At 65.6% G+C, this 23,682-nt stretch carries 23 protein-coding genes and 1 riboswitch; of the genes, 14 read left to right on the top strand and 9 right to left on the bottom strand.

What is annotated here, in order from left to right; translation table 11 throughout:
• Positions 1-78 precede the first annotated feature (78 nt).
• From EN846_RS02745 to ugpC, 4 genes are read left to right on the top strand one after another with little or no spacing between them, the layout of a single operon-like run.
• A complete protein-coding gene (locus tag EN846_RS02745) occupies positions 79-1,092 on the top strand; it encodes a sugar ABC transporter permease (RefSeq protein WP_127283623.1) in 1,014 nt (337 codons plus the stop codon).
• A 1-nt stretch (position 1,093) separates the two neighbouring features.
• Entirely contained in the window at positions 1,094-2,248 is a 1,155-nt protein-coding gene (locus tag EN846_RS02740) for a carbohydrate ABC transporter permease (protein ID WP_127283624.1), read from the top strand.
• Between the two features lie 4 nt (positions 2,249-2,252).
• Positions 2,253-3,917 carry an alpha-glucosidase gene (locus EN846_RS02735; RefSeq protein ID WP_127392526.1) on the top strand — a complete coding sequence of 555 codons (1,665 nt, stop codon included), beginning with the start codon at positions 2,253-2,255 and terminating at the stop codon, positions 3,915-3,917.
• Between the two features lie 33 nt (positions 3,918-3,950).
• Positions 3,951-5,063: a sn-glycerol-3-phosphate ABC transporter ATP-binding protein UgpC gene (gene ugpC, locus EN846_RS02730; RefSeq protein WP_127392527.1), complete on the top strand. Its 1,113-nt coding sequence runs from the start codon at positions 3,951-3,953 to the stop codon at positions 5,061-5,063.
• Between the two features lie 89 nt (positions 5,064-5,152).
• On the opposite strand, the gene EN846_RS02725 is transcribed toward ugpC, so the two are convergent.
• The 3 genes from EN846_RS02725 to EN846_RS02715 all read right to left on the bottom strand — a co-directional run bounded on the left by EN846_RS02725 (position 5,153) and on the right by EN846_RS02715 (position 5,982).
• Entirely contained in the window at positions 5,153-5,392 is a 240-nt protein-coding gene (locus EN846_RS02725) for a DUF680 domain-containing protein (RefSeq protein WP_127283627.1), read from the bottom strand.
• Positions 5,393-5,497: 105 nt separating this feature from the next.
• Positions 5,498-5,707, bottom strand: coding sequence for a DUF680 domain-containing protein (locus tag EN846_RS02720; protein WP_127392637.1), 210 nt, complete (start codon positions 5,705-5,707; stop codon positions 5,498-5,500).
• 68 nt (positions 5,708-5,775) lie between these two features.
• Complete coding sequence (locus tag EN846_RS02715; protein WP_127310075.1) at positions 5,776-5,982, bottom strand: DUF680 domain-containing protein; 207 nt, start codon at positions 5,980-5,982, stop codon at positions 5,776-5,778.
• A gap of 509 nt (positions 5,983-6,491) precedes the next feature.
• A riboswitch (cobalamin riboswitch) is annotated at positions 6,492-6,695 on the top strand.
• A gap of 121 nt (positions 6,696-6,816) precedes the next feature.
• Between EN846_RS02715 and EN846_RS02710 the strand changes: the two genes are divergently transcribed.
• The 7 genes from EN846_RS02710 (at position 6,817) to EN846_RS02680 (ending at position 13,742) form a co-directional block, all read left to right on the top strand.
• The gene (locus tag EN846_RS02710; RefSeq protein WP_127392636.1) at positions 6,817-8,064 is read left to right on the top strand and encodes an aromatic ring-hydroxylating dioxygenase subunit alpha; all 1,248 of its coding nucleotides are present in this window, start codon (positions 6,817-6,819) and stop codon (positions 8,062-8,064) included.
• Positions 8,065-8,082: 18 nt separating this feature from the next.
• Positions 8,083-9,183 (top strand): hybrid-cluster NAD(P)-dependent oxidoreductase, encoded by a 1,101-nt coding sequence (locus EN846_RS02705; RefSeq protein ID WP_127392635.1) that lies wholly within the window; start codon positions 8,083-8,085, stop codon positions 9,181-9,183.
• A gap of 149 nt (positions 9,184-9,332) precedes the next feature.
• Entirely contained in the window at positions 9,333-9,761 is a 429-nt protein-coding gene (locus tag EN846_RS02700; protein ID WP_127392634.1) for a PqqD family peptide modification chaperone, read from the top strand.
• 36 nt (positions 9,762-9,797) lie between these two features.
• Positions 9,798-10,844: a serine kinase gene (locus tag EN846_RS02695; protein ID WP_127392633.1), complete on the top strand. Its 1,047-nt coding sequence runs from the start codon at positions 9,798-9,800 to the stop codon at positions 10,842-10,844.
• Positions 10,841-11,593: a glycosyltransferase family A protein gene (locus EN846_RS02690; protein WP_127392632.1), complete on the top strand. Its 753-nt coding sequence runs from the start codon at positions 10,841-10,843 to the stop codon at positions 11,591-11,593. Before EN846_RS02695 ends, EN846_RS02690 begins: the two co-directional genes overlap by 4 nt.
• Positions 11,593-12,270: a glycosyltransferase family A protein gene (locus EN846_RS02685; RefSeq protein WP_127392631.1), complete on the top strand. Its 678-nt coding sequence runs from the start codon at positions 11,593-11,595 to the stop codon at positions 12,268-12,270. Before EN846_RS02690 ends, EN846_RS02685 begins: the two co-directional genes overlap by 1 nt.
• Positions 12,270-13,742: a nucleotidyltransferase family protein gene (locus EN846_RS02680; protein ID WP_187331349.1), complete on the top strand. Its 1,473-nt coding sequence runs from the start codon at positions 12,270-12,272 to the stop codon at positions 13,740-13,742. Before EN846_RS02685 ends, EN846_RS02680 begins: the two co-directional genes overlap by 1 nt.
• 12 nt (positions 13,743-13,754) lie before the next feature.
• On the opposite strand, the gene EN846_RS02675 is transcribed toward EN846_RS02680, so the two are convergent.
• The 6 genes from EN846_RS02675 to EN846_RS02650 all read right to left on the bottom strand — a co-directional run bounded on the left by EN846_RS02675 (position 13,755) and on the right by EN846_RS02650 (position 19,682).
• Positions 13,755-14,501 (bottom strand): ferredoxin reductase, encoded by a 747-nt coding sequence (locus EN846_RS02675; protein ID WP_127392629.1) that lies wholly within the window; start codon positions 14,499-14,501, stop codon positions 13,755-13,757.
• Positions 14,498-15,109, bottom strand: coding sequence for a molybdopterin-dependent oxidoreductase (locus EN846_RS02670; RefSeq protein ID WP_127392628.1), 612 nt, complete (start codon positions 15,107-15,109; stop codon positions 14,498-14,500). Before EN846_RS02670 ends, EN846_RS02675 begins: the two co-directional genes overlap by 4 nt.
• Positions 15,110-15,231: 122 nt before the next feature.
• Positions 15,232-16,776: a DegQ family serine endoprotease gene (locus tag EN846_RS02665; protein ID WP_135857934.1), complete on the bottom strand. Its 1,545-nt coding sequence runs from the start codon at positions 16,774-16,776 to the stop codon at positions 15,232-15,234.
• A gap of 197 nt (positions 16,777-16,973) precedes the next feature.
• Complete coding sequence (locus tag EN846_RS02660) at positions 16,974-17,708, bottom strand: MBL fold metallo-hydrolase (protein ID WP_128347077.1); 735 nt, start codon at positions 17,706-17,708, stop codon at positions 16,974-16,976.
• A complete protein-coding gene (locus tag EN846_RS02655) occupies positions 17,708-18,874 on the bottom strand; it encodes a diphosphate--fructose-6-phosphate 1-phosphotransferase (protein WP_127393434.1) in 1,167 nt (388 codons plus the stop codon). Before EN846_RS02655 ends, EN846_RS02660 begins: the two co-directional genes overlap by 1 nt.
• A gap of 121 nt (positions 18,875-18,995) precedes the next feature.
• Positions 18,996-19,682 (bottom strand): L,D-transpeptidase, encoded by a 687-nt coding sequence (locus tag EN846_RS02650; RefSeq protein ID WP_187331357.1) that lies wholly within the window; start codon positions 19,680-19,682, stop codon positions 18,996-18,998.
• A 299-nt stretch (positions 19,683-19,981) separates the two neighbouring features.
• Here EN846_RS02650 and EN846_RS02645 point away from each other — a divergent pair, with 299 nt between their 5' ends.
• From EN846_RS02645 to xylB, 3 genes are all read left to right on the top strand, one after another.
• Positions 19,982-20,605, top strand: a complete 624-nt coding sequence (locus EN846_RS02645; protein WP_127393432.1) for a LysE family translocator — start codon at positions 19,982-19,984, stop codon at positions 20,603-20,605.
• 113 nt (positions 20,606-20,718) lie between these two features.
• Positions 20,719-22,041, top strand: coding sequence for a tetratricopeptide repeat protein (locus tag EN846_RS02640; RefSeq protein ID WP_127393431.1), 1,323 nt, complete (start codon positions 20,719-20,721; stop codon positions 22,039-22,041).
• 82 nt (positions 22,042-22,123) lie between these two features.
• Entirely contained in the window at positions 22,124-23,578 is a 1,455-nt protein-coding gene (gene xylB / locus EN846_RS02635) for a xylulokinase (protein ID WP_128346643.1), read from the top strand.
• The last annotated feature ends 104 nt before the right edge of the window (positions 23,579-23,682 follow it).

Below are 23,682 nucleotides of genomic sequence, written 5' to 3'. Positions count from 1 at the left end.
CAACAACGAGAACAGCGCACGAACTGATCGCCAGGGTCGTTTCAGGCCTGGCCGATCCTGCGCAGGGGAGAGGGACCCATGGCGGCTCAGATTTTCTCGGCCATATTCGTCATTATCGTCGGCGTCGGCGGCTGCGTCGCCTATTTCTGGGGTGCCAACAAGGCGCTCGACACCATCTTCCCCTCGCGCGGCGTCAGCGGCTCAGCCGCCGTCGACAATCTGCGCCGGCAGGGGCTGATCCGTCCCTGGCTGTTCGTCGGCCCGGCCATGATCATCCTCACCATCTATCTGATCTATCCGGTGGTCGAGACGCTGAGGCTATCCTTCCTCGACCGCGGCGGCGCGAGCTTCGTCGGCTTCGCCAACTACGAATGGGCGTTCGGCGACCGCGAATTCCGCAACTCGATCCTCAACAACATCGTCTGGCTGGCGGTGGTGCCGGCGGCCTGCACGTTCCTTGGCCTGATCATCGCCGTGCTCACCGACAAGATCTGGTGGGGCACCATCGCCAAGAGCCTGATCTTCCTGCCGCTGGCGATTTCCTTCGTCGGCGCCAGCGTGATCTGGAAATTCATCTACGAATATCGCGGTGAGGGCCAGGTCCAGATCGGCCTGCTCAACGCCATCATCCAGTATTTCGGCGGCCAGCCGCAGGTCTGGATATCGCTGCCGTTCTGGAACAATTTCTTCCTGATGGTCATCCTGATCTGGATCCAGACCGGCTTTGCCATGGTGATCCTGTCGTCGGCGCTGCGCGGCATTCCCGAGGAGACGATCGAGGCCGCGGTGATCGACGGCGCCAACCCGTTCCAGATCTTCTGGAAGATCATGGTGCCGCAGATCTGGGGCACCATCGCCGTGGTCTGGACCACCATCACCATCCTGGTGCTGAAGGTCTTCGACATCGTGCTGACCATGACCAACGGCCAGTGGAACAGCCAGGTGTTGGCCAATCTGATGTTCGACTGGATGTTCCGCGGCGGCGGCGATTTCGGTCGCGGCGCAACGATCGCCATCATCATCATGATCGCGGTCATCCCGATCATGGTCTGGAACATCCGCCAGGCCAACAAAGAGACGGGAGGACACTGAAATGGCCGCCTCGACCGGAAAGTCCTTCGCCAGCCGTTTCGGCGTCCACATCGCGGTGCTGATCTTCGTCGCCATCTGGACCGTGCCGACGCTCGGCATCCTGGTCTCCTCGCTGCGCGACAAGGACCAGATCATCGCCTCCGGCTGGTGGAACTCGTTCGCCAGTTCCAGCCAGACCGGAGCCGGCCGGCTGCCAGCCGCCTCGGCGCAGGTCGAGAAGGATGGCAAGTTCGTCATCGCGGGCAACATCTTCGGCGACGGCGCCAAGCGCGATATCTCCGCCTTCGGCGTCAAGTCGGCGGCGCCCACGCAATACCCGGCCGGCTCGACCGCCGATCTCGGCGACGGCGTGACCCTGCAGGTCAATGCCGACGGCAGCTTCGTGCTTGCCTCGCCCAAGGCTTTCGAGGGCGACCGCGGCCAGCGCGTCTACTTTGCCTCGTCGGCGCCGCCGAAATTCACCACCGACAACTACAAGACGGTGCTGTTTTCGGAGGGCATCGGCCGCTCCTTCATGAACTCGCTGACCGTCACCATCCCGGCGACCGTGATCCCGATCCTGATCGCCGCCTTTGCCGCCTACGCGCTGGCCTGGATGCGCTTTCCCGGCCGGGCCCTGCTGATCGCGGTCATCATCGGCCTGCTCGTCGTGCCGCTGCAGATGTCGCTGATCCCGTTGCTCAAGCTCTACAACGGCGTCGGTTCGTTCTTCGGCGTGCCGTCGAAGACCTATCTCGGCATCTGGCTGGCGCATACCGGCTTCGGTCTGCCCTTCGCCATCTATCTGCTGAGGAGCTACATTGCCGGGCTGCCGCGCGAGATCATGGAATCGGCGCGCATCGACGGCGCCAGCGATTTCGAGATCTTCGTCAAGATCGTGCTGCCGCTGTCCTTCCCGGTGCTCGCATCCTTCGCCATCTTCCAATTCCTGTGGGTATGGAACGATCTGTTGGTGGCGATGGTTTTCCTCGGTACAGAGGCCGACCAGATCGTGCTGACCGCCAAGCTGAACGCGCTGCTCGGCTCGCGCGGCGGCGACTGGGAGATCCTGACGACATCGGCGTTCGTGACCATCATCGTGCCGCTGATCGTGTTCTTCTCGCTGCAGCGCTATTTCGTACGCGGGCTGCTTGCCGGCTCGGTGAAAGGAGGTTGAGATAATGCAATCGGCTTTGAAGGCGACGTCGAGGCCCGACCCCGCCGTCGATCGCGACTGGTGGCGGGGCGCGGTGATCTACCAGATCTATCCGCGCTCCTATCAGGACTCCAACGATGACGGCATAGGCGACCTCAAGGGCATCGTCCGCAGGCTGCCCTACATCGCCTCGCTCGGCGTCGACGCCATCTGGATATCGCCCTTCTTCAAGTCGCCGATGAAGGACTTCGGCTACGACGTATCGGACTATTGCGACGTCGACCCGATGTTCGGCACGCTCGTCGATTTCGATGCGCTGGTGGCGGAAGCGCATCGGCTTGGCCTCAAGGTGATGATCGACGAGGTGCTGTCGCATACCGCCGACATCCATCCCTGGTTCAAGGAAAGCCGTTCGAGTCGCAGCAATCCGAAGGCCGACTGGTATGTGTGGGCCGACGCCCGGCCGGACGGCACGCCGCCCAACAACTGGCTGTCGATCTTCGGCGGCTCGGCGTGGCAATGGGACACCAGCCGCCAGCAATACTACCTGCACAATTTCCTCGCCGAGCAGCCCGACCTCAACTTCCACAACGCGGAGGTCCAGGACGCGCTGCTCGACGTCACCCGTTTCTGGCTGGAGCGCGGCGTCGACGGCTTCCGCCTCGACACGATCAATTTCTATTTCCACAGCCAGGGGCTGGAGAACAATCCGCCGCTGCCGCCCGAGGAGCGCAACGACCAGACGGCTCCGGCCGTCAACCCCTACAACTACCAGGACCATATCTACGACAAGAGCCGGCCGGAGAACCTCGGCTTCCTCGAACGCTTCCGCGCCCTGCTCGACGAATATCCGGCGCAGGCAGCGGTCGGCGAAGTCGGCGATTCGCAGCGCGGCCTGGAAGTGGTGGCCGCCTACACCGCCGGCGGCAAGCGCGTCCACATGTGCTATTCCTTCGACTTCCTGGCGCCCGAGAAGATCAGCGCCGCCAAGGTGCGCACGGTGCTGGAAGCCTTCGGCAAGGTGGCCAGCGACGGCTGGTCGTGCTGGGCCTTCTCCAATCACGACGTGATGCGGCCGGCCTCGCGCTGGGCCGCCAGCGAGGCCGATCCGACCGCCTATCTCAAAGTGATCTCGGCGCTGCTGATGTCGCTGCGCGGCTCGGTCTGCCTCTATCAGGGCGAGGAGCTCGGCCTCGGCGAGGCGGATCTCAGCTTCGAGGACCTGCAGGACCCCTACGGCATCCGCTTCTGGCCCGAATTCAAGGGCCGCGACGGCTGCCGCACGCCGATGGTGTGGGATGCCTCAGCCAAGAATGGCGGCTTCTCGGCGGCCAAGCCGTGGCTGCCGGTGCCTGGCAAGCATCTTTCGCAGGCGGTGAACGTGCAACAGGGCGATGCAAGCTCGCTGCTCGAGCACTACCGGCGCTTCCTCGCCTTCCGCCGCCAGCATCCGGCGCTGGCCAAGGGCGACATCGACTTCATCGAAAGCGCGGGCGACACCGTCGCCTTCACCCGCCGCGAGGGCAATGAGCGTGTCGCCTGCGTCTTCAACCTGGGCAGCAAGCCGGCCGAGGTCGATCTCGGCGGAGGCTCGCTGCAGCCCTTGCCCGGGCACGGCTTTTCGGGCCAAGCTGGCGCCGGCTCCATCCGCCTTGGCGGCTACGGCGCCTGGTTCGGGCGCATCGACTGAGTTTTTGAAACGGACGTCACTGGGAGGACAATCATGGCCGATGTCACGCTGAGGCAAGTCAAGAAGTCGTACGGCAATCTCAACATCCTGCACGGCATCGACCTCGACATTAAGTCGGGCGAGTTCATCGTCTTCGTCGGCCCGTCCGGCTGCGGCAAGTCGACCTTGCTGAGGTCCATCGCCGGGCTGGAGGAGATCACCTCGGGCGAACTCAAGATCGCCGGCGACGTGGTGAACGACGTGCCGCCGTCGAAGCGCGGCATCGCCATGGTGTTCCAGTCCTACGCGCTCTATCCGCACATGACCGTCTACGACAACATGGCTTTCTCGATGAAGATCGGAAAGGAAAGCAAGGCCGAGATCGACAAGCGGGTGCGGCAGGCGGCCGAGATCCTGCAATTGACCAAATATCTCGACCGGCTGCCCAAGGCGATGTCGGGCGGCCAGCGCCAGCGCGTCGCCATCGGCCGCGCCATCGTGCGTAACCCGAAGGTGTTCCTGTTCGACGAGCCGCTGTCCAACCTCGACGCGGCACTTCGCGTCGCCACCCGCATCGAGATCGCCAAGCTCAAGGAATCGATGCCGAACACGACGATGATCTATGTCACCCACGACCAGGTCGAGGCGATGACGCTGGCCGATCGCATCGTGGTGCTGAAGGAAGGCCGCATCGAGCAGGTCGGCACCCCGATGGAGCTCTACAAGCGGCCCGGCAATCTGTTCGTTGCCCAGTTCATCGGCTCGCCGGCCATGAACATCCTGCCGGCCAAGATCGAAAAGGCCGGCGACCCGACCGTCATCAGCCATGTCGGCGGCCGCAAGGCGACGGTGCCGATCGCCACACCCGCCTCGGCGAATGGTGCGGCGGTGAGTTTCGGCGTGCGGCCGGAAGACCTGGCGATCGCCACCGGCACCGAGTATTTGTTCGAGGGAACGGTGGACTATGTCGAGCAACTCGGCGAGGTCCAGCTCGTCTATGTCGACATCGGCCGCGCCGACCTGCCGCTGGTGACGAAACTGCCGGGCAATGTCGAGGTCAAGCGCGGTGCTGTGCTGCGGCTCAACGCTGATCCCGGCGACCTGCACATCTTCGACGCCGACGGCCACTCCTTCACGCTGCATATGGCCGAAGCCAAGGCGGCCTGACTTTCACGTGAGACAAAAAAGAGCGGCGGGCTGTGCCCGCCGCTCTTGGCATTATGGCCCGGTCCATCCCGATCCGGGATGGACGGCTGTTAGCGCCCGAACAGGTTGCGGTCGCTGCCCTGAGGCGCGGACTTCTCGACATCGCCCGACGAGTTCAGCAGCTTGTAGACCGGCGAGCTGGTGTCGCGCGTCGACGACGTCTGCGTGGTGTCGACGTTGGCGGCCGGCCGCTGACTGTTGATGTCGGTCCCGCCGACATTGTCGTTCCGGGCATAGGCGCTACCGGCGGCGATCAAAAGTGCGGCGGCAGTAAGAGCAATCTTCTTCATTTTGGGTACTCCTGGATTTGCGTCGGAGCGGCGGGCCAGCCGCCGCGTCCGGCTTCCGTTTGGCCACGACCCGAACCGGAGGTCCGGGATCGCGGTCCGGTCGGTTTAGTTGTTGCCGAAGAGGTTACGGTCGCTGCCCTGGTTGGCGGGCTGCTCGGCGGCCGGTTCCGACTTCTTGATCGATGCCGTGTACGAGCTGTCGACGGCAGCAGCGGGCTGATTGGCACCGTGGGAACCGTAATTGTCGCTGCCGGATGCGAAAGCGCCGCCCGAGATGGCCAGAAGGGCCGCTGTGGCAAGGATGATCTTCTTCATTTTAGTGCTCCTGAATTTCTGACGATCCCGAGCGGCAGGCATCGCCCACCGCGGTCAGGGATCGTGTGCTAGTTGTTGCCGAACAGGTTTCGGTCCGAGCCGTGCGCCGGTGTCTGAGCGGCCGGTTCCGACTTCTCGATCGAAGCCGTGTACGAGCTGTCGACGGCAGCGGCGGGCTGATTGGCACCGTTGGAACCGTAATTGTCGCTGCCACCAGCAAAGGCGCTGCCGGAAATGGCCAGAAGGGCGGCGGCAGTAAGAGCAATCTTTTTCATTTTTGGTACTCCAGTATATTTTTTCCGTCCGTCTAGCGGCGTGTCTTGGGAGGAAATCGCGTCGTTCGGACAGCCCCGATGTGGGAGAGCTATCGGCCGCTTTCCAATCACGAAGTTTTTCCGTCTGGCCTATGAATCTGCACCTTGAAATTGTACCAAGGCCATCTACACGCAATGAATTGCGGAGCAATATCAAGTGGTTGTTTGAATCGCCCATCGAGCCAAGTGACGATTCCGAAGATCTGCGTTCACACCGTCCTGCACGCATTGTCAACAGAAACGAACCGTTCGGTTCGATTTTAGAATCTCCTAATAGTCACTTTTCTATACTGTTAACCAATTCAGAGCCGCCCAGGGCCGATTCGAACACGGTTTTCTCCGCCTCGATTCGCATGCCGGCAGCGTGTGACATCGGTCGCCTTGCAGGGCCAATATCAGCTTCATGGGTCGTGTCGCGCCGCATGGATGCGATGTCGTTTTCATGCCGATGGCGCGGCGGCTGTCGTGATTAAGATCAGACCATCTCAGGTGCCGCTCCGTGACGACGGGACGGAGAATTGGGAAGCCGGTCAGAACCCGGCGCTGCCCCCGCAACGGTGGTGGAGTTCAAAGTCGCGACGGGAGACCACTGGGCCATCGGCCTGGGAAGGTGCCGCGACCGCCCGCCAGGGCACTCCAGAGCCCGGAAACCAGCCAGGGATACTTGAACTCGACTGATCGCGGTGGGCGGTCAAGAGGCGGATGGTGCGTGCCCGGCCATGCCGGCGGCGGTCGTTCTTCTCAATCACCACCAGTTCAGTCCTTGAAGCGGTGCGACAAACGCGAGGACAGGACATGGATGCGCGCAACGACATGCTGAGGCTGCTGCACGGCCGCAGGCCGGGCTTTTCGCTGGAGCAGCCTTTCTATACCGACCCGGACTATTTCAAGCTCGACATGGAGCTGATCTGGTACCGCGACTGGCTGTTCATCGGCCACGATTGCGAATTGCCGAAGCCGGGCAGCTACATCACCGCGCAGGTCGGCGACTATCCGGTGGTCCTGGTTCGTGACCAGCAAGGCAGGGTCAATGCCTTCCATAACTCCTGCCGCCATCGCGGCAGCCGCGTCTGCAACGCCGAGAAGGGCACGGCGGCGAAGCTCGTCTGCCCCTATCATCAATGGACCTACGAGCTCGACGGCAGGCTGCTGTTCGCCCGCCAGATGGCGGATGGTTTCGACAAGAACCAGTTCGGCCTGAAGCCGGTCGCCTGCGAAAGCGTCGGCGGCTACATCTTCATCTGCCTGGCGAAAGAGCCGGCCGATTTCGCGCCGATGCGCGCCATGATCGAACCCTATCTCCTGCCGCATCGGTTGAGCGAAGCGAAGGTCGCTTTCGAATCGACCATCGTCGAGAAGGGCAACTGGAAGCTGGTCTGGGAAAACAACCGCGAGTGCTACCACTGCGCCGGCAACCATCCCGAACTCTGCAAGACCTTCCCCGAGGCGCCGACGGTGACCGGCGTGCATGGTGCCGAAAGCGATCCCGAGATGCAGGCGCATTGGGCGAAATGCGAGGTGGCGGGCCTGCCGAGCAAGTTCCGCATCGACCCGGCGGGACAGTATCGCGCCACCCGCGCGCCGCTCTTGCGCGACGCCGTCAGTTACACGATGAGCGGCAAGCGCGCGGTGAGGAAGAACCTTTCCACGAGCGTCTCGGCGGACCGCATCGGCACGCTGATGCACTACCACTATCCGACCACCTGGAACCATATCCTGATCGACCATGCCGTCACCTTCCGGGTGCTGCCGATCAGCGCCACCGAAACCGCGGTGACGACGAAATGGCTGGTCCACAAGGATGCGGTGGAAGGCGTCGATTACGATCTTGCCGAACTCACCCATGTCTGGACCGAGACCAACGACCAGGATCGCCGCATCGTCGAGGAAAATGCTTTCGGCATCCTGTCGCCGGCCTATGAGCCCGGCCCCTATTCGGAGCAGCATGAGGGCGGCGTCATCCAGTTCGTCGAATGGTACGCCTCCTTCATCGGGCCGCGCCTTGCCGAAGGCGGCCGGCCGGCGCTGCGCAGCGTTGCTTGAGGTGAAGGGATGAACGCGATGACGGATCTCGCCCTCTATCGCCATCTCGACGAGATGGCGCCCTGGAACGACCGGCTGCAGGTGCTGGAGGTGATCGGCGTCAGCGACGAGGCGCCGGACGTCAAGACCTTCACCTTCCGCTCCGACAACCAGACCTGGTTCCGCTACAAGCCCGGCCAGTTCGTGACGCTGGAACTGCCGACCGCCGACGGACCGCTGATGCGCACCTACACGCTGTCCTCATCGCCCTCGCGGCCGTTCTCGATCGCGGTGACGGTGAAGGCGCAGGCCGGCAGCATCGGCACGCGCTGGATGTTCGACAATCTCAAGCCCGGCGCCCATGTGAAGGCCTATGGCCCGGTCGGCGATTTCTCGCTGCACAGCCATCCGGCGGCCAAGTACCTGTTCATCTCGGCCGGCTCCGGCGTAACGCCGATGATGTCGATGCTTCGCTGGCTGAACGACTGCGCGCCCTGGACCGATGTCGGTTTCGTCAACTGCGCGCGCAGGGCGGAAGAGATCATTTTTCGCAAGGAGCTTGAATTGCTGGGCAGCCGCATGCCCGGCCTGTCGCTCGGCTTCATGATCGAGGAACGCTCCAGCCGCGAGGGCTGGTTCGGTCATATGGGCCGCATCGACGCCATTCGCCTGCCGCTGCTCGCTCCCGACTTCCGCGAGCGCGAGATATTCTGCTGCGGCCCCGACCCGTTCATGCGCGCGGTGCGGCAGATGTTGGAGGCGGCGGGCTTCGACATGGCCAGGTATCACCAGGAAAGCTTTGCCGCGCCGGCGGTGGAGGAAGTGCCGGCGCCGTTCGCGCTGCCGGGCGACGGCGGCGTCGAGACCCCCGTCGAGGCCGCGACGCCGGTGCGCTTCTCGCTTTCCGACGTCGACGCCGAATGCCTTGCCGGACAGACCGTGCTGCAGACGGCGCGCGCCTCGGGCGTCAGGATCCCGGCCGCCTGCGAGTTCGGCCTCTGCGGCACATGCAAGGTCAAGAAAGTCTCTGGCGAGGTCGCGATGAGCCACAATGGCGGCATTCTCGATCACGAGATCGACGACGGCTTCATCCTTGCCTGCTGCTCGAGGCCGCTGACGCGGCTGGAAATCGAGGCCTGATTCCGCCACGTCGACCCCAAAAATGGCAAGCGGCCTGCCGTGTCCGTCGTCTTGCCAAGCCAGAACCGAGTGTTTACAGGCCTTCCTCAGGGAGAGCGGCCGCCGCAAAGGCGGTTGCTTGCGCGAGCCATGAAGTGGGGCAGGGACCAATGCCACAAGCCAATGTCTACGCAGTCGCGAGCAAGGATATTGTTTTCGAATCCTTCGACGGCGAAGCTGTCGTGCTTGATCTGGCGAGCGGGAAATATTTCGGCTTCTCCGATTCGGGCAGCCGGGTCTGGCAGGCGCTGTGTTCGGGCGTCGGTGCGCAGGCGCTGGCCGGATCGATAGCCGGCGCAGCGGCGACCGGCGCGACCGGGCTTGACGCCTTCATTGCGCAATTGGTCGAGCTCGGGCTGCTGGTGCCTTCCGATGGCACGGCGCAGCCGCTGCCGGACGAACTGGCTGCCGAACTTGCGGCGGCAAACGAGCCGCTCAATGTGAGCGTCCATGACGATCTCGCCGACCTCATCATCGTCGACCCGATCCACGAGGTCGAGGAGCCTCTCGGCTGGCCGGCGGTCAAGCAGGCATCCTGAGAGATCGGCAGCACGTCGGCCGAGCCGGGATAGACCATGCCGCGTGTGACCCTTGAGACACTGCCGGACTACGCCCGCTATCTCATCGCGGCCGCCGAAGACGCGGCGCTCTTTCCGGTCACGCGCAAAGTCCGCCTGCCCGCCCTTGAACTGACCGTGCATCTCGAGCCCGGCGCGCTGGCCGAAGCGCTTGGCCATGCCTTTGTCGAGGCCGGGGACGATCAGCCGGGATTGCCCGCTTGCCGCATTTTCGTAGGCCATCCCGGCATTGGCGGCATGCCCGAGCCGGCACGATGGGGGGACGCGCATTTCACCGAACACGGTTTCGCGCAGCGTCTCGCCGGCGCCGGTTTGCGCGGCCACTACTTTCACGATCTCGATTTCTGGCAAGTCTACGATCCGCAGCGGCGCATTGGCGCGCAGTTGATGCGCGCGGCGGATGCCTTTCCGCCGTGGGAGACGGGCTCGCCGCTGCGCGCCTTCCTGCACTGGGAATACGGCGCGCGCGGCATGCGGCTCGCCCATGCCGGCACGCTCGGTGCCGACGGCAGCGGCGTGCTGCTCGCCGGCGCCGGCGGCGCCGGAAAATCAGGCACGGTCGTAGCCGGGCTGCTCAACGGGCTCGACAGTGTCGGCGACGACTATGTGCTGGTCGATCTTTCGAGCAGCGTGATCGCTCGGCCGCTATTTTCGGTGCTCAAGCAGGACCCCAAGGGATTTGCCCGGCTAGGACTGAAAGACCGACTGGGCAGCGACATGCCGCTCAACTGGCAAGGCAAGCATGCTTTCCACATCGGCGACATCGCCTCCAGGCCGATCCCCGGCACGCTGGACATCGTTGCGCTGATGGTGCCACATATCGGCGCTGGTGGGACAAGCTCGATCATGCCGATGTCGCGCAGGGACGCCATGATTGCGCTGGCGCCGTCGGGGATCGCGCAGATGCCGGGCGAGCGGGAAAGCGGCTTTCGCTTCTTCAGCGATCTTACCCGACTGCTGCCGTGCTACCGTCTGTCCCTGGGCACTGATCCCGGCGAGATCGCCGGCACCATTGCGGATTTCCTCGCGCGGGGCGCTTCGTGAAACTGAGCGTGATCATGCCCGTCTACAACCGCGAGCGCTATGTCGTCCCGGCATTGCGTTCGCTGCTCAGGCAACGCGACGCCGCCGATCTCGACATCATCGTCATCGACGACGGCTCGACCGACGGTTCAGCCGACGCCGTGCGCTCGATGAGTGGCGAGAGCCCCTGCATCCGCCTGTTCCAGCAACAGAACGCGGGCGTGACCCGAGCCCGCAACACCGGGCTCAGGCTGCTCAAGCCGGACACGGAGCTGGTTTCTTTCCTCGATTCCGACGACATCTCGCCGGCCGGGCGTTTCGAGGCCGATGTCGAGCTGTTCCGGAAAGATCCCGGCCTTGAGCTCAGCTATTCGAGAATGATGCTGGTCGACAAGATCGATGACGAGCGGCTGGAGCCGGCCGCAGACAGCTACCGCATCACCGTCCGCGGCATCCACCTGTCCTCGGCGATCTTCTCGCGCCGCCTGGTCGAGCGCATTGGCTGGTTCGACGAGGAGTTCGCCCAGGCCGAAGACACGGACTATCTGCTTCGCGGTTTCGAGATCGGCCCCCGTTATGTGCTCCCGGAAACGGTGGCGCTCTATTACCGCCGGCATCCCGGCAACATGACCAAGCAGGAAGATGTCCAGTCGCGCGAGTTCCTGCGCGCCATATACAAATCGATGAAGCGGCGCAGGGCCAACCCGTCTCTACGGCCGATCGAGGGCATCTTCGAACTCGACAAGCTGACCGACTGGCGGTTCATGTGATGAGCGGATATGGCGTCGTCATTCCGGCCTTCAATGCCAGCACCACAATAGCCGAGACGCTGCAATCGGTGGCGGCGCAGACCGTTCGGGCGGAACTGGTCGTGATCGTCGACGACGGGTCGACCGATGACCTCGCTTCCGCGATCGTCGGCGCCGATCTTCCGGTCAAGCTGTTGCGGCAGGACAATGCCGGGCCAGGCAGCGCAACCACCCGAGGCATCGCGGCGCTGTCGACGCCGTTTGTCGCCACGCTCGACGCCGACGATCTGTGGCTGCCGACCAAGATCGAGGCGCAGCTCGCCTATCTCGAACGGTCTCCGCAAACTGCGGGCGTCTTCACCCATCAGCGCAATTTCCGTCATGACCAGCCCGATCTGCCCGACCCGCCCGCGACGCCTGGCTGGTCGCGCACGACGATGGTGATCCGCCGCGAGGTCACTGAGGCCGTCGGGCCGATCGTCGACCCGCCGGGCGGCCGCGGCGAGATGATCGACTGGATCGCCCGGGTGCGCGAAGCGGGCTTCGCCCTCGACATGCTGGATGAGGTGCTGGCGCTCAGGCGTATCAGGCCGGGCAGCCTGTCCTATGGGCGCGATGCCGCGCGCGATCGCGGCTATCTGGAGGTGGTGCGAGCGGCGATGCTGCGCCGGGCGCAAAACAGGCAGGGCTCCGGCTGATGGCCAGGATCCGCGCTATCGGCCGCCGCTTTCCCGACTATGGCTGGTCCTGGCCCACAGGCGGGCTCGACCAGCTGCTCAAGGCGGCTCTGCTTCACGACGAGAATGCCGCCCGCGATCGCGCGGCAGGCTGGCTTGACGACAACGACATCGACCATGTCTCGTTCAGGGAGCATCGGCTGCTCGCGGCGATCTCCGACCGGTTCGGCCGCAAGCTCGCCGGCCACGCCGCCTATCCGCGGCTCGTCGGCCTGCAGAAGATGCTGTGGACCAAGTCGCGCATGGCGATGCGCGAGGCCGAGCCGGTGCTAAAGGCGATGGCCGATGCCGGTTGCGCCGTCATGCTGATCAAGGGCGCCAGCCGCATTGCCGTCAACGTCTCGGCGCAGCGCGGCCGCGTCGCGCACGACATCGACATACTGGTGCGTCCGCAAGACATGGAAATTGCCTTCGACGCGTTGCGTGGCCGCGACTGGCAGATCGCCACTGGCGTCAGCCCGCAATATCTCAGGACCAGGCTTGCATCGCTGCGCTCGATGAATTTCTACAAGGGCAATTACGGCGACATCGACCTGCACCAGCTCGCCTATGACGGCTCGCAGCAGAGCGCCGAGGACGACCTCGCGATCTGGCGGCGGGCGGTCCCGGCCGAGTTCAGCGGCGTCGCCGCGCTGGTGCCGTCGCCCGCCGACCGCATTGCGCTCGCCATCGCGCATGGCGGCCTCGACGCCCACACCCACAGCGACTGGCTGGTCGACTGCGCGGTGGCCATCGAAGGCGCCGACGTCGACTGGGACGTGTTCCTCGACATTGCCGCCAGGCGCGGCCTGGCGGTCGCCGCCGCGGTGGCGCTGTCCTATCTCGCGCTGGAGATCGGCATTGCGGTGCCGGACGAAGTGCTGGCACGGGTGATGGAGATGGCCGACCGCCGCGGTATGTCGCGCTGGTCGTCCGTCCTGCAGGCCAAGCCGCGCACCGACTTCGGCGGGCTGACCTGGCTGTCGCGCGGATTTGCCAAGCAGCTTCGGCTGCAGCGCAAGAAGGGAAGATTGCGGCAGGCAGAGCCCGACGTCGTCTGGCGCGGCAAAGCCACGACAGCAGGAAAAACCACCCAGGCCGCTCCCTTCGTGCTTTCGCAGGGCATAGCCGGTCCGCCGGGCGCCGCGCGGGAAATGATGCTGGACGTCGTCGTGCGGATTGCCGTGCCGCCGGTGCGGCGGCGTATCGAAATGGAGATCAATTCGGCCGACCGTCATGTCGCGCGGTTGCGCTCGATGGCGATCAGCCGCGCCGGTGGCGAACGGACCTTGCGCTTTCGCGGCAAGGTGAAGCTCGACCAGACGGGGCAGGGTCTGGTCCTCGAGGCGCGACCGTCGCGACAGTTCCGCGTCTGGGACAACGAGCAGGCCGTCGCCACCTATGGCGCGCTGCCGTTCCAGCTCATTTCGGCAAAATTCTCCCCCGCCGACTGAGGCACCGGGCTCTCACACCCCGTAGCGCTCGGTGCGGATGAGGTCGGCCGGCATGTCGGCATCGATCAGCGCCTGGGCGGCGGCCGAGACGAAGGCATTCGAACCGCAGACGAAGGCGAGCGTCGGCGCCTTGGGCAACCGCTCCATGGCCTGCACCATCATCGCTGCGTCGACGCGCCGGGAATAGTCCGACGGCCGCTGGGCCGGCTCGCGCGTCAGCGTCAGCACAAGGTCGAAACCGTCGCGCCGGTCGTCGAGGCGGATCAGCTCGTCGCGGAAGATCACCTCGTCCCAGACCCGCGCCGAAAACACGAGCGCCGCCGGCGCAGCCGATTTCTGCAGGGCGCGGTGGCGCACCATCGCCATCAGCGGCACCACGCCGGAGCCGCCGCCGACCAAAAGGATCGGCCCGCCATCGCTGGCCGACCAGATGAAATGGCCGCCGAGCGGCCCGCGCAATTCGATCTCGTCGCCGATCGCCGCCACCTCGTGGAAGAAGGGCGACACCTCGCCATCCTCGAGCCTCTCGATCGCCAACTCGATCGTCCCGCGGCTCTCCGGCGCCGAGGCGATGGAGTAGGAGCGGCGCGCCTGATAGCCGTCCGGCGCCGTCAGCCTGACGTCGACATGCTGCCCGGCCTGGTGGACGAAAGGCCGCGACAGCTTGAAGAAGAAGCTCGTGACACGCGGCGTGCGTTTCTCGATGCGCACGATCCTCGCCGTCTGCCAGGGCGATTGCGCGGCCGATGCCTGGCTCATGGATCGCCCGAATAGCGCTGCTCGCGCCACGGGTCGCCATAGATATGGTAGCCGCGCAATTCCCAGAAGCCTGGCTCGTCGCGCTCGGTGAACTGCAGTCCGTTCAGCCATTTCGCCGACTTCCAGAAATAGAGATGCGGCACGAGAAGCCGGGCCGGTCCGCCATGGTCCGGCGTGATCGGCTTGCCCTCGTAGAGCAGCGCCACCATCGCCTTGCCGTCGAGGAGATCCTTGGCCGGCACATTGGTGGTGTAGCCGTCGAACGATAGCGCCAGCGTGTAGGCGGTCGGCGGCGCGATGCCGGCATCGGCGAGGATGTCGTCGACCAGCACGCCTTGCCAGGCGGTGTCGAACTTGGTCCAGGCGGTCACGCAATGGATGTCGCGCGTCATCCTGGTCAGCGGCAGCGCGTTGAACTCGGTCCACTTCCATTTCTTGATCGGGCGAGGGCCGTGCTTGAGGGTGAACGACCAGTCCTCGGTGCGCACACGCGGCGTCGGCCCGGCCGACAGCACCGGGAAGCCCTGCTCGAGATACTGGCCCGGCGGGATGCGCGCGTCATGGTCCGTGGGGGGACGCCGTCCGGAACCGAAACCACGGGTGACCATCAGCACATCCCTTTGCGTCGGCCGCCTGCCGGCCCAGCGCAATGTTCTCGAAGATGTCGCGGCGGGCAACAGAAAAATGCCGGCGGCAGGCCTTGTGGCTGGCCTGTCGCCGGCGCCAGGCCTCAGCCGGCGGCGAAGGGCACGGCGACGAAGATCTGCGCGTCGCCGCGGTCGACGAGCAGCAGCACCGACTTGCGGCCGGACTTGCCGGCCTCGGCGATCGCCTGGTTCGCCTGCCTGGCGCTCTTCACCGGCGTCCGGTCGACGGCGACGATGACATCGCCCGGCTCGAGGCCGGCGGCCGAAGCCGCCTTGTCCGGATTGACGCGCTCGACCAAAGCGCCGCGCTGATTGTCGGCCAGGTTCAACTCCTCGCGGACATCGGGCGTGATATCGGTGAGGCCAAGGCCGAGAGACGGCACGCGCAGGCCTTCGCCGGCCGACGGCTTGCCGCCCTCGTCATTGGCTGCGGTCTGGGTGTCTTCCGCATTGCGGCCGACATCGGCGGAAATCTGCATGGTCTTGCCGTTGCGCCAGACATCGAGCGTTTCCTTGGCGCCGGGCGAGACGTCGGCGACGGCACGCGACAGGTCCTTCGGATCCTTTATCGCCTCGCCGGCAAAGCCGGTGATGACGTCGCCGGTCGCAATGCCGGCCTTGGCCGCGGGCGACCCTTCGGTGACCGCGGCGACCAGCGCGCCGCCCGGATGGTCGAGGCCCATGGCGCTCGCCACGTCCTGCGTCACCGGCTGGATCTGCACGCCGAGATAGCCGTACTCGATGTCGCCGCCCTTCATCAGCTTGGCGACCACCTTCTGCGCCTGGTCGGACGGAATGGCGAAGCCGACGCCGACGCTGCCGCCATTGGGCGAGAAGATGGCGGTGTTGATGCCGACGACATTGCCGCCGACATCGACCAGCGGGCCGCCGGAATTGCCGTGGTTGATCGGCGCGTCGATCTGGATGAAATCGTCGAACGGACCGCTGTTGAGGTCGCGGCCGCGCGCCGACACGATGCCGGCGGTGACCGTGGTGCCGATGCCGAACGGGTTGCCGAAGGCGAGGATCTGGTCACCCGGCATGAGCTTGTCGGAATCGCCCCATTTGACTGTCGGCAGCGGCTTGGCGGCCTTGACCTTGAGCACGGCGAGGTCGTTCTTGGCGTCGCGGCCGACCAGCTTGGCGGGAAGCTCGGTGCCGTCATCCAGCGTCACCTTGATCGACGTGGCGCCGTCGATGACATGGTTGTTGGTGACGATGGTGCCGTCGGCGCCGACGATGAAGCCCGACCCCAGCGCCTCGGCGCGCTGTGACTGCTGCGGCGGCGCCTTGGGCATCGGCACGCCCTGGTCGCCGAAGAACTGGCGGAAATAGTCGTCGAAGGGCGAGCCGCCGTCGAAGGGCTGGTCCTCGCTCATCGTCTCCGGCTGCGCCTTCATGACGGTGGTGACGGTCACCACCGCCGGCTTGTCGGCAGCCACGATCGGCGCAAACGAGCCGTTGGGCGCCGTGATTCCGGCAACCGGGGTCTGGGTCGTGGCGACGGTGTTGCTCGCGCCGATGCCGCTCGCGCTTTGGGCGAAGGACACGACGAAGGGGGAGATGATCAGCGCAGCGCCCAGCAGGGCCGCGACGCGATGTCTACGAATTATGCTCTGGGGTGACATGGTCGTTCTGTCCGGGCGAGAGTTGATGCCTCGCCGCGAGCGGCTCAAGCGAGGCGCCCGTCGGCGTGTCGGCGACCGGGACTGCCTGTCTCGCCATGCATGGCAGCCGGCCGGATCGACCGCCTGCATCTAGGGCGTGGATCGGCCCGAATTAGGGTTTTGGCGCGACCTTACGAAGATTTAATATCAGGGAGACCTCACGCAGCGCCTCTGCGGCGCAGATACGCCGAGGCGATCTCGCGCATCCGCGCGCCATCGAAGCTCGGTCCATGACCGCCATGGCCGATGCGGATCGGCAGGTCGAGCAGGCGCCGCATGGTGCGGCAATAGGCGGCGCGATCGGAATCCGGCAAATCGTCGATCAGCATGCCGTCATAGATGGCATCGCCGGCAAACAACAACCCGTCGGCCTCGTCGAACAGCGCGATCGAATCGGGCGAATGTCCCGGCAGATGCAGGACGCGGAACTGCCGGTCGCCGAGATCGACGATGTCATCCTCGTCGAGCGCGCGCGTCAGCGGCGCCGGTGGAATCCGATAATCGGCCGCCTTCCAGTCGGGCGCCGGCAATTTGGAAACGGCGCCGTCGAGATTGTGGAACATGTAGGCATAGGTGACGGCCTCATCCATGCTCTCGAACTGCGCCGCGCTCATCTTCGGCCCGGCCCGCAGCGGGAACTCATGCAGCGAGCCGACATGGTCGAGATGGATATGCGTGGCGACGACGATCAGCGGCTTGCCGGCTGGCGTGTCGATCTCGGGCGCCAGCGGCTGGATGCCCATGCCGGTGTCGACCAGAAGGTCGGCATCGCGGCCCTTGAGATGCCAGATGTTGGCGCGCACGAAATCGTGCACGAACGGCTCGGTCAGCATCGTTGTCCTGGCGTCGACGATGGCCTTGCCGAACCAGTCGCCGACCACCAGGTCGCCCATCAGACGAAGGGCTTCCCGACCTTGTATTTCTCCGGCACCAGCCGCTTGAGGTAGGCCATGCCGGCATCCGAGAGCTTGTTGGCGTCGGGCTGCATGAAATCGTCGGGCATGTGGCGCGTCTTGCCTGCGACATTCTTCAGCGGCACCTTTTTCAGCACGGTTTTGGAACCGTCATACTGCAGCGCCACCGAGCCGCCGCCCTGCCCGGCGACCTCGACGGCGAAGGCGCCAGCGTCGAAGGCCTCTTTGGCGTCGACGGCATTGATGGCGCCGATGTAGCCGCGCGGCATGTAGCCCAGCGCGTCGACCCGCGCCCGCTTGCCCGGCAGGCCTTCGGCCAGCGCGCGTTCCAACGCGGCCGTCAGGTCGCTGCCCGACAGCTTGACGTTGCCGTGCTGGTCGCGTTCGAGCTTCTCTGGCGGCACCAGGCTCTCGACCAGCGCCTTGCCGTCGGCGGTGCTGACGCCTTCGGATACGGCAACGATGCAGCGCTTGTGGCGGTCGAGCGTGGCCCGCACGTCGTCGATGAAACGCTTCGCCGAGAAGGCGCGCTCCGGCACGTAGACCAGATGCGGGCCGCTGTCGGGATCGATCTGCCAGGCGGCGGCGGCCGCGGTCAGGAAGCCGGCATGCCGGCCCATGACGATGCCGACATAGATGCCGGGCAAAGCGCGGAAGTCGAGATCGACCGAGAGAAAGGCGCCGGCGACGAACTCGGCCGCCGAGATGAAGCCCGGCGTGTGGTCGTTCTCCTCGAGGTCGTTGTCGATGGTCTTCGGCGCGTGCACGAAGGCGATCGAGCCGCCGGCGGCGTCGGTCAGGATCTGCTGCGTGCCCGACGTGTCGTTGCCGCCGATATAGATGAAGGCGTCGGCGCCGATCTTTTTCAGCCCGTTGAGGATCACCTCGCAATAGGCGGCGTCGGGCTTGTCGCGCGTCGAGCCGAGCGCAGCACTCGGCGTTGCCGCGATCAGCCTGAGCTGCTCTTCCGGGATGGCGGAGAGGTCGGCATAGTTGCCGTCGCGGATGCCGCGCACGCCGTGGATCGAGCCCAGCACCCTGGCCCCGGGATGGCGCTTGCGGATCTCCAGCGCGGCGCCGACGACCGTCTGGTTGATGACGGCGGTCGGGCCGCCGCCCTGCGCGATGACGAAAGTTCCGGCCATGCTTGCTTCTCTCCCGGGCGATGGTTTTGAGGCACCTTCGCCTGTCTTGCGGGATGACGCAACGGGAGAAAAGACCGCACTGGAACAAGTCGCCAAAACGGCCGCCGGCAGCGGCCGGAGATCAGACCACGACCACCGGGTTCTTCTTCGACACGCGGCTGTAGAGGTCGATGATGTCCTGGTTGATCAGGCGCACGCAGCCCGACGACATCGCCTGGCCGATGCTCCACCATTCCGGCGAGCCGTGGATGCGGTAGCCGGTGTCCTTGCCGTTCTGGAAGATGTAGAGCGCTCGCGCCCCGAGCGGGTTGGTGAGGCCGCCGGGCTGGCCGCCCTGCCATTTCACCAGTTCCGGCTTGCGCTGGATCATCTCCGGCGGCGGCGTCCAGACCGGCCACTCCTTGCCGTACTGGATGTTGGCGCGGCCCGACCAGCGGAAGCCGTCCTTGCCGATGCCGACGCCGTAGCGGATGGCTTCGCCGCCAGGCTGCACGAGGTAGAGCATGCGCTCCTGCAGGTGGACGACGATGGTGCCGGGCGCCTCGCCGGTCTTGTCGACGACGATCTGGCGGCGGAACTCCGGCTTGACCTTCAGATAGGGCACCGCCGGCACCTCGAAGCCGCCATCGCTCAGCGACGCGTACATGACGTCGGGACCGGTGATGTTCTTGTCGACGCTGATGGCGGGGCGGATGGGCCGCACCGAGCCGGTGGTGACGTCGTCGAGCTGCAATTGCGGCAGTTCGAGCGTCTGGGTGCTGCAGCCGGCCATGCCGATGAGTGCCATGGCGCCGGCGCCGGAAAGCATGGCGCGGCGGGAGAGCTGAATTTCGGTTTCGATTGCGTCGCCATTCGGCGGCGTCAGATTTTGCGGCAACTCGCGCATGCACCAGACCCTACGCTGTCGGCGGGAAGCACGGTCCGGCCGGGATAACAGGCATTTTCATCAATCATGGTTGAAAAAGCGTGAAGGACCCGACTTTGGTCCTAAGGGCTGTCGCCGCGCCGGCAGGGCTGAACCAGCCGCCCAAACATTTCGAAGATGCCTCTTTACATTCCGGCCGACCCGAGGATTTATCCTTTTCTTTGTGCTCAAGGAGTGAGGAAATGTCCTTCGAGAACTGGGCCGCCTTCGCCGCCGCCTCCACCATCCTTCTCGTCATCCCGGGTCCGACGATCCTTCTGGTCGTCTCCTATGCGCTCGGCCAGGGCTGGCGCACCGCGCTGCCGATGGCGGTCGGGGTCGCGCTCGGCGACTTCACCGCCATGACACTGTCGATGCTGGGCATCGGCGCGCTGCTGGCGGCATCGGCCACCGTATTCACCGTGCTGAAGGCGATCGGCGCCTGCTATCTGATCTATCTGGGCGTCAAACTGTTCCGCGCCGGCGGGGCGCTGAAAGCCGAGCCGCGCACCGACGCGGTGTCCGCCGCCAAGATGATGGCGCATGCCTGGCTGGTCACCGCGCTCAACCCGAAGAGCATCACCTTCTTCGTCGCCTTCCTGCCGCAGTTCCTCGACCGGCATGCCGACTTCTGGCCGCAGATGCTGATCTTCGAGACGACCTTCCTGGCGCTCGCCTTCGCCAATGCCTTCGGCTACGCGCTGATCGCGGCGCGGGCGCGCAACGTCGTGCGCAACCCGAAGGCGATTCGCATCTTCAACCGCACCGGCGGCACGCTCCTGGTCGGCGCCGGCATTGCCACCATGGCGATGCGCTCGGGCAATTGAAGCGGGCGAAATTCGCCTGCCTTGGCCTCGTCGACATGCGCGACCTGAGGTTGGCGTGCCAGCCGCTATTGACCTAGGATGGGCCAGTTCCGGCATCTGATGGAGGGCTAGCCATGGCAGTCAGGGACGCTTTCGGGCTGACCTTGTCCGGCGCGACGGAAGCCGGATTGACGGCCTATGGTCGGGCTGTGCGTGAGCTTCAGTGCTTCATCGGCGATCCGGTCGGCTCCGCCGATCGCGCGATCGCCGAGGATCCCGGCTTCGTCATGGCGCACGTGTTCAAGGGCTACCTCTTCGCGCTTGCCACCGAGCGCGAGGCGACGCTCGTGGCCAGGGCATGCCACGAGGCGGCCTTGCCGCTCGCCGCCACGGCGCGCGAGCAGGCGCATGTCGCGGCCCTCGGCCATCTCGCCTGGGGGCGCTGGCACGAGGCCTCCCGCATCCTCGAGGATGTCGCCATCGACCATCCGCTCGATCTCGTGGCGCTGCTGACCGGGCATCAGATCGATTTCTTCACCGGCAATGCCCGCATGCTGCGCGACCGCATCGGCCGCGCCCTGCCGGCCTGGCGAAGCGACATGCCCGGCTATCATGCGGTCCTCGGCATGCAGGCCTTCGGGCTGGAGGAGATGGGCGACTATGCGCGCGCCGAACGGCTTGGCCGCACGGCTGTCGAGATCGAGCCGCGCGACGGCTGGGCGCAGCACGCCGTCGCCCATGTCATGGAGATGCAGAGCCGGCAAAAGGACGGCATCGCCTGGATGCGCGCCAATCCCGACGCCTGGACCAGGGAAAGCTTCCTCAAGGTGCACAATTGGTGGCACCTGGCGCTGTTCCATTACGACCTCGGCGAGGTCGATGAGGTGCTGGCGCTCTATGACGGCCCGATCTATGGCGAGGCCTCGACGATGGCGCTCAACATGGTTGATGCCTCGGCAATCCTGTGGCGGCTGTGTCTCGGCGGCGTCGATGTCGGCGGGCGCTGGACGGCTCTGGCCGACAACTGGCACAAGGCCGGCGGCGGCAACTATGCCTTCAACGATGCCCACGCGATGATGGCCTTCGTCGGCGCCGGCCAGGAGGCGCGGGCGGAGGGCCTGCTCGACGCGCAGCGCGAGGCGATGCGCGGCAACGACGACAATGCGGCTTTCACCCGCGATGTCGGCCATCCGCTGACGCTGGCGATCAAGGCGTTCGGCGAAGCAAACTACACCGAGGCGGCGCGCCTGATCCGCCCCATACGGTCGATCGCGAACCGCTTCGGCGGCAGCCATGCGCAGCGCGACGTCATCGACCTGACGCTGATCGAGGCCGCCTTGCGCGCCGGCGATGGACCGCTGGCGCGGGCGCTGACGGGCGAACGCGCCTTTGCGCGGCCGGACAGTCCGCTGTCGGCGCTGTTTTCGCGCCGCGCCGCCGATTTGTCCGAGAATTGACCCGAAGCGGATCTTGGCATAAGAACTGGCCCAGCCAGATTTTTTCGAGATCCGAAAAAATTAATGGCATTGGGAGGACATCATGTATCTCGGCCTCGATCTGGGCACGTCGGGCGTCAAGGCGCTTTTGATCGATGCCGGGCAGACCGTCATCGGCTCCGGCCACGGCTCGCTCGATGTCTCGCGGCCGCATCCCGGATGGTCCGAGCAGGATCCCGCGCACTGGATCGCGGCCTGCGAAACAGCGATTGCCGAGCTCAAGGCCGCGCATCCGAAGGAACTCGCGGCGGTCAAGGGCATCGGCCTGTCCGGCCAGATGCATGGCGCTACTCTGCTCGATGCCGGCGACAAGGTGCTGCGCCCCTGCATCCTTTGGAACGACACGCGCAGCCATGTCGAGGCCGCCGCGCTCGACGCCGATCCGCGCTTCCGCAAGCTCACCGGCAACATCGTCTTTCCGGGCTTCACCGCGCCGAAGCTCGCCTGGGTGAAGAACAACGAGCCTAGGATCTTCGCCAACGTGGCGAAAGTGCTGCTGCCCAAGGATTTCCTGCGGCTCTGGCTGACGGGCGAGCAAATTTCGGAAATGTCCGACTCCGCCGGCACCTCCTGGCTCGACGTCGGCAGGCGGCGCTGGTCCGCTGATCTGCTGGCAGCCACCTCACTCGACGAGAAGCACATGCCGTCGCTGGTCGAGGGCACGGCGAAGGCCGGCGCCCTGCGCGCCGAGCTTGCCGCCAGATGGGGCGTTGCGGCCGGCATTCCGATCGCCGGCGGCGCCGGCGACAATGCGGCCTCGGCCTGCGGCATGGGCACGGTCGGCGCCGGCCACGCCTTTGTGTCGCTCGGCACCTCTGGCGTGCTGTTCGCCGCCAACGCCGCCTACCTGCCCAATCCGGCAAGCGCAGTGCACACCTTCTGCCATGCGCTGCCCGACACCTGGCACCAGATGGGCGTTATCCTGTCGGCCACCGATTCGCTCAACTGGCTGTCGGAGATCACCGGCAAAAGCGCCGGCGAATTGACCACCGAGCTCGGCGATACGCTCAAGGCGCCGACCGGCGTTTCCTTCCTGCCCTATCTCTCGGGCGAGCGCACGCCGCACAATGATTCCGCCATTCGCGGATCGTTCACCGGCCTGGCGCATGAATCCGGCCGCGCCGTGCTGACGCAGGCCGTGCTCGAAGGCGTCGCCTTCGCCTTCCGCGACAGTCTCGAAGCGTTGAAAACGGCCGGCACGACACTGACCCGGGTGACCGCGATCGGCGGCGGCTCGCGCTCGCGCTACTGGCTGAAGGCGATCGCCACCGCGTTGCAGGTGCCGGTCGACATCCCTGCCGACGGCGACTTCGGCGCCGCCTTCGGCGCCGCCCGGCTCGGCCTGGTCGCCGCGACCGGCGCCGATCCGCTCGCCGTGTGCACCGCGCCGGCGACCGACGCCACGATCGATCCGGACGGCGGGCTTGGCGGGGCTTTCGCCGACGCCTATCAGCGATACAGGGCGCTTTACCCGGCGATCAGGGCGGCAACCGCGTGAGTATGCGCGAGGCCCCCCTCTCTGCCCTGCCGGCCATCTCCCCCTCAAGGGGGGAGATCGGCAGTTCAGGCGCTTCGCACATTTCTGCAACGCTGGAAATTGGC

Origin of the sequence: Mesorhizobium sp. M4B.F.Ca.ET.203.01.1.1 (assembly GCF_004791025.1) — a bacterium.
Lineage (GTDB): Bacteria > Pseudomonadota > Alphaproteobacteria > Rhizobiales > Rhizobiaceae > Mesorhizobium > Mesorhizobium abyssinicae.
The sequence above is the reverse complement of the archived record's forward strand: the minus strand, read 5'-3'. Positions and strand labels throughout refer to the sequence as shown.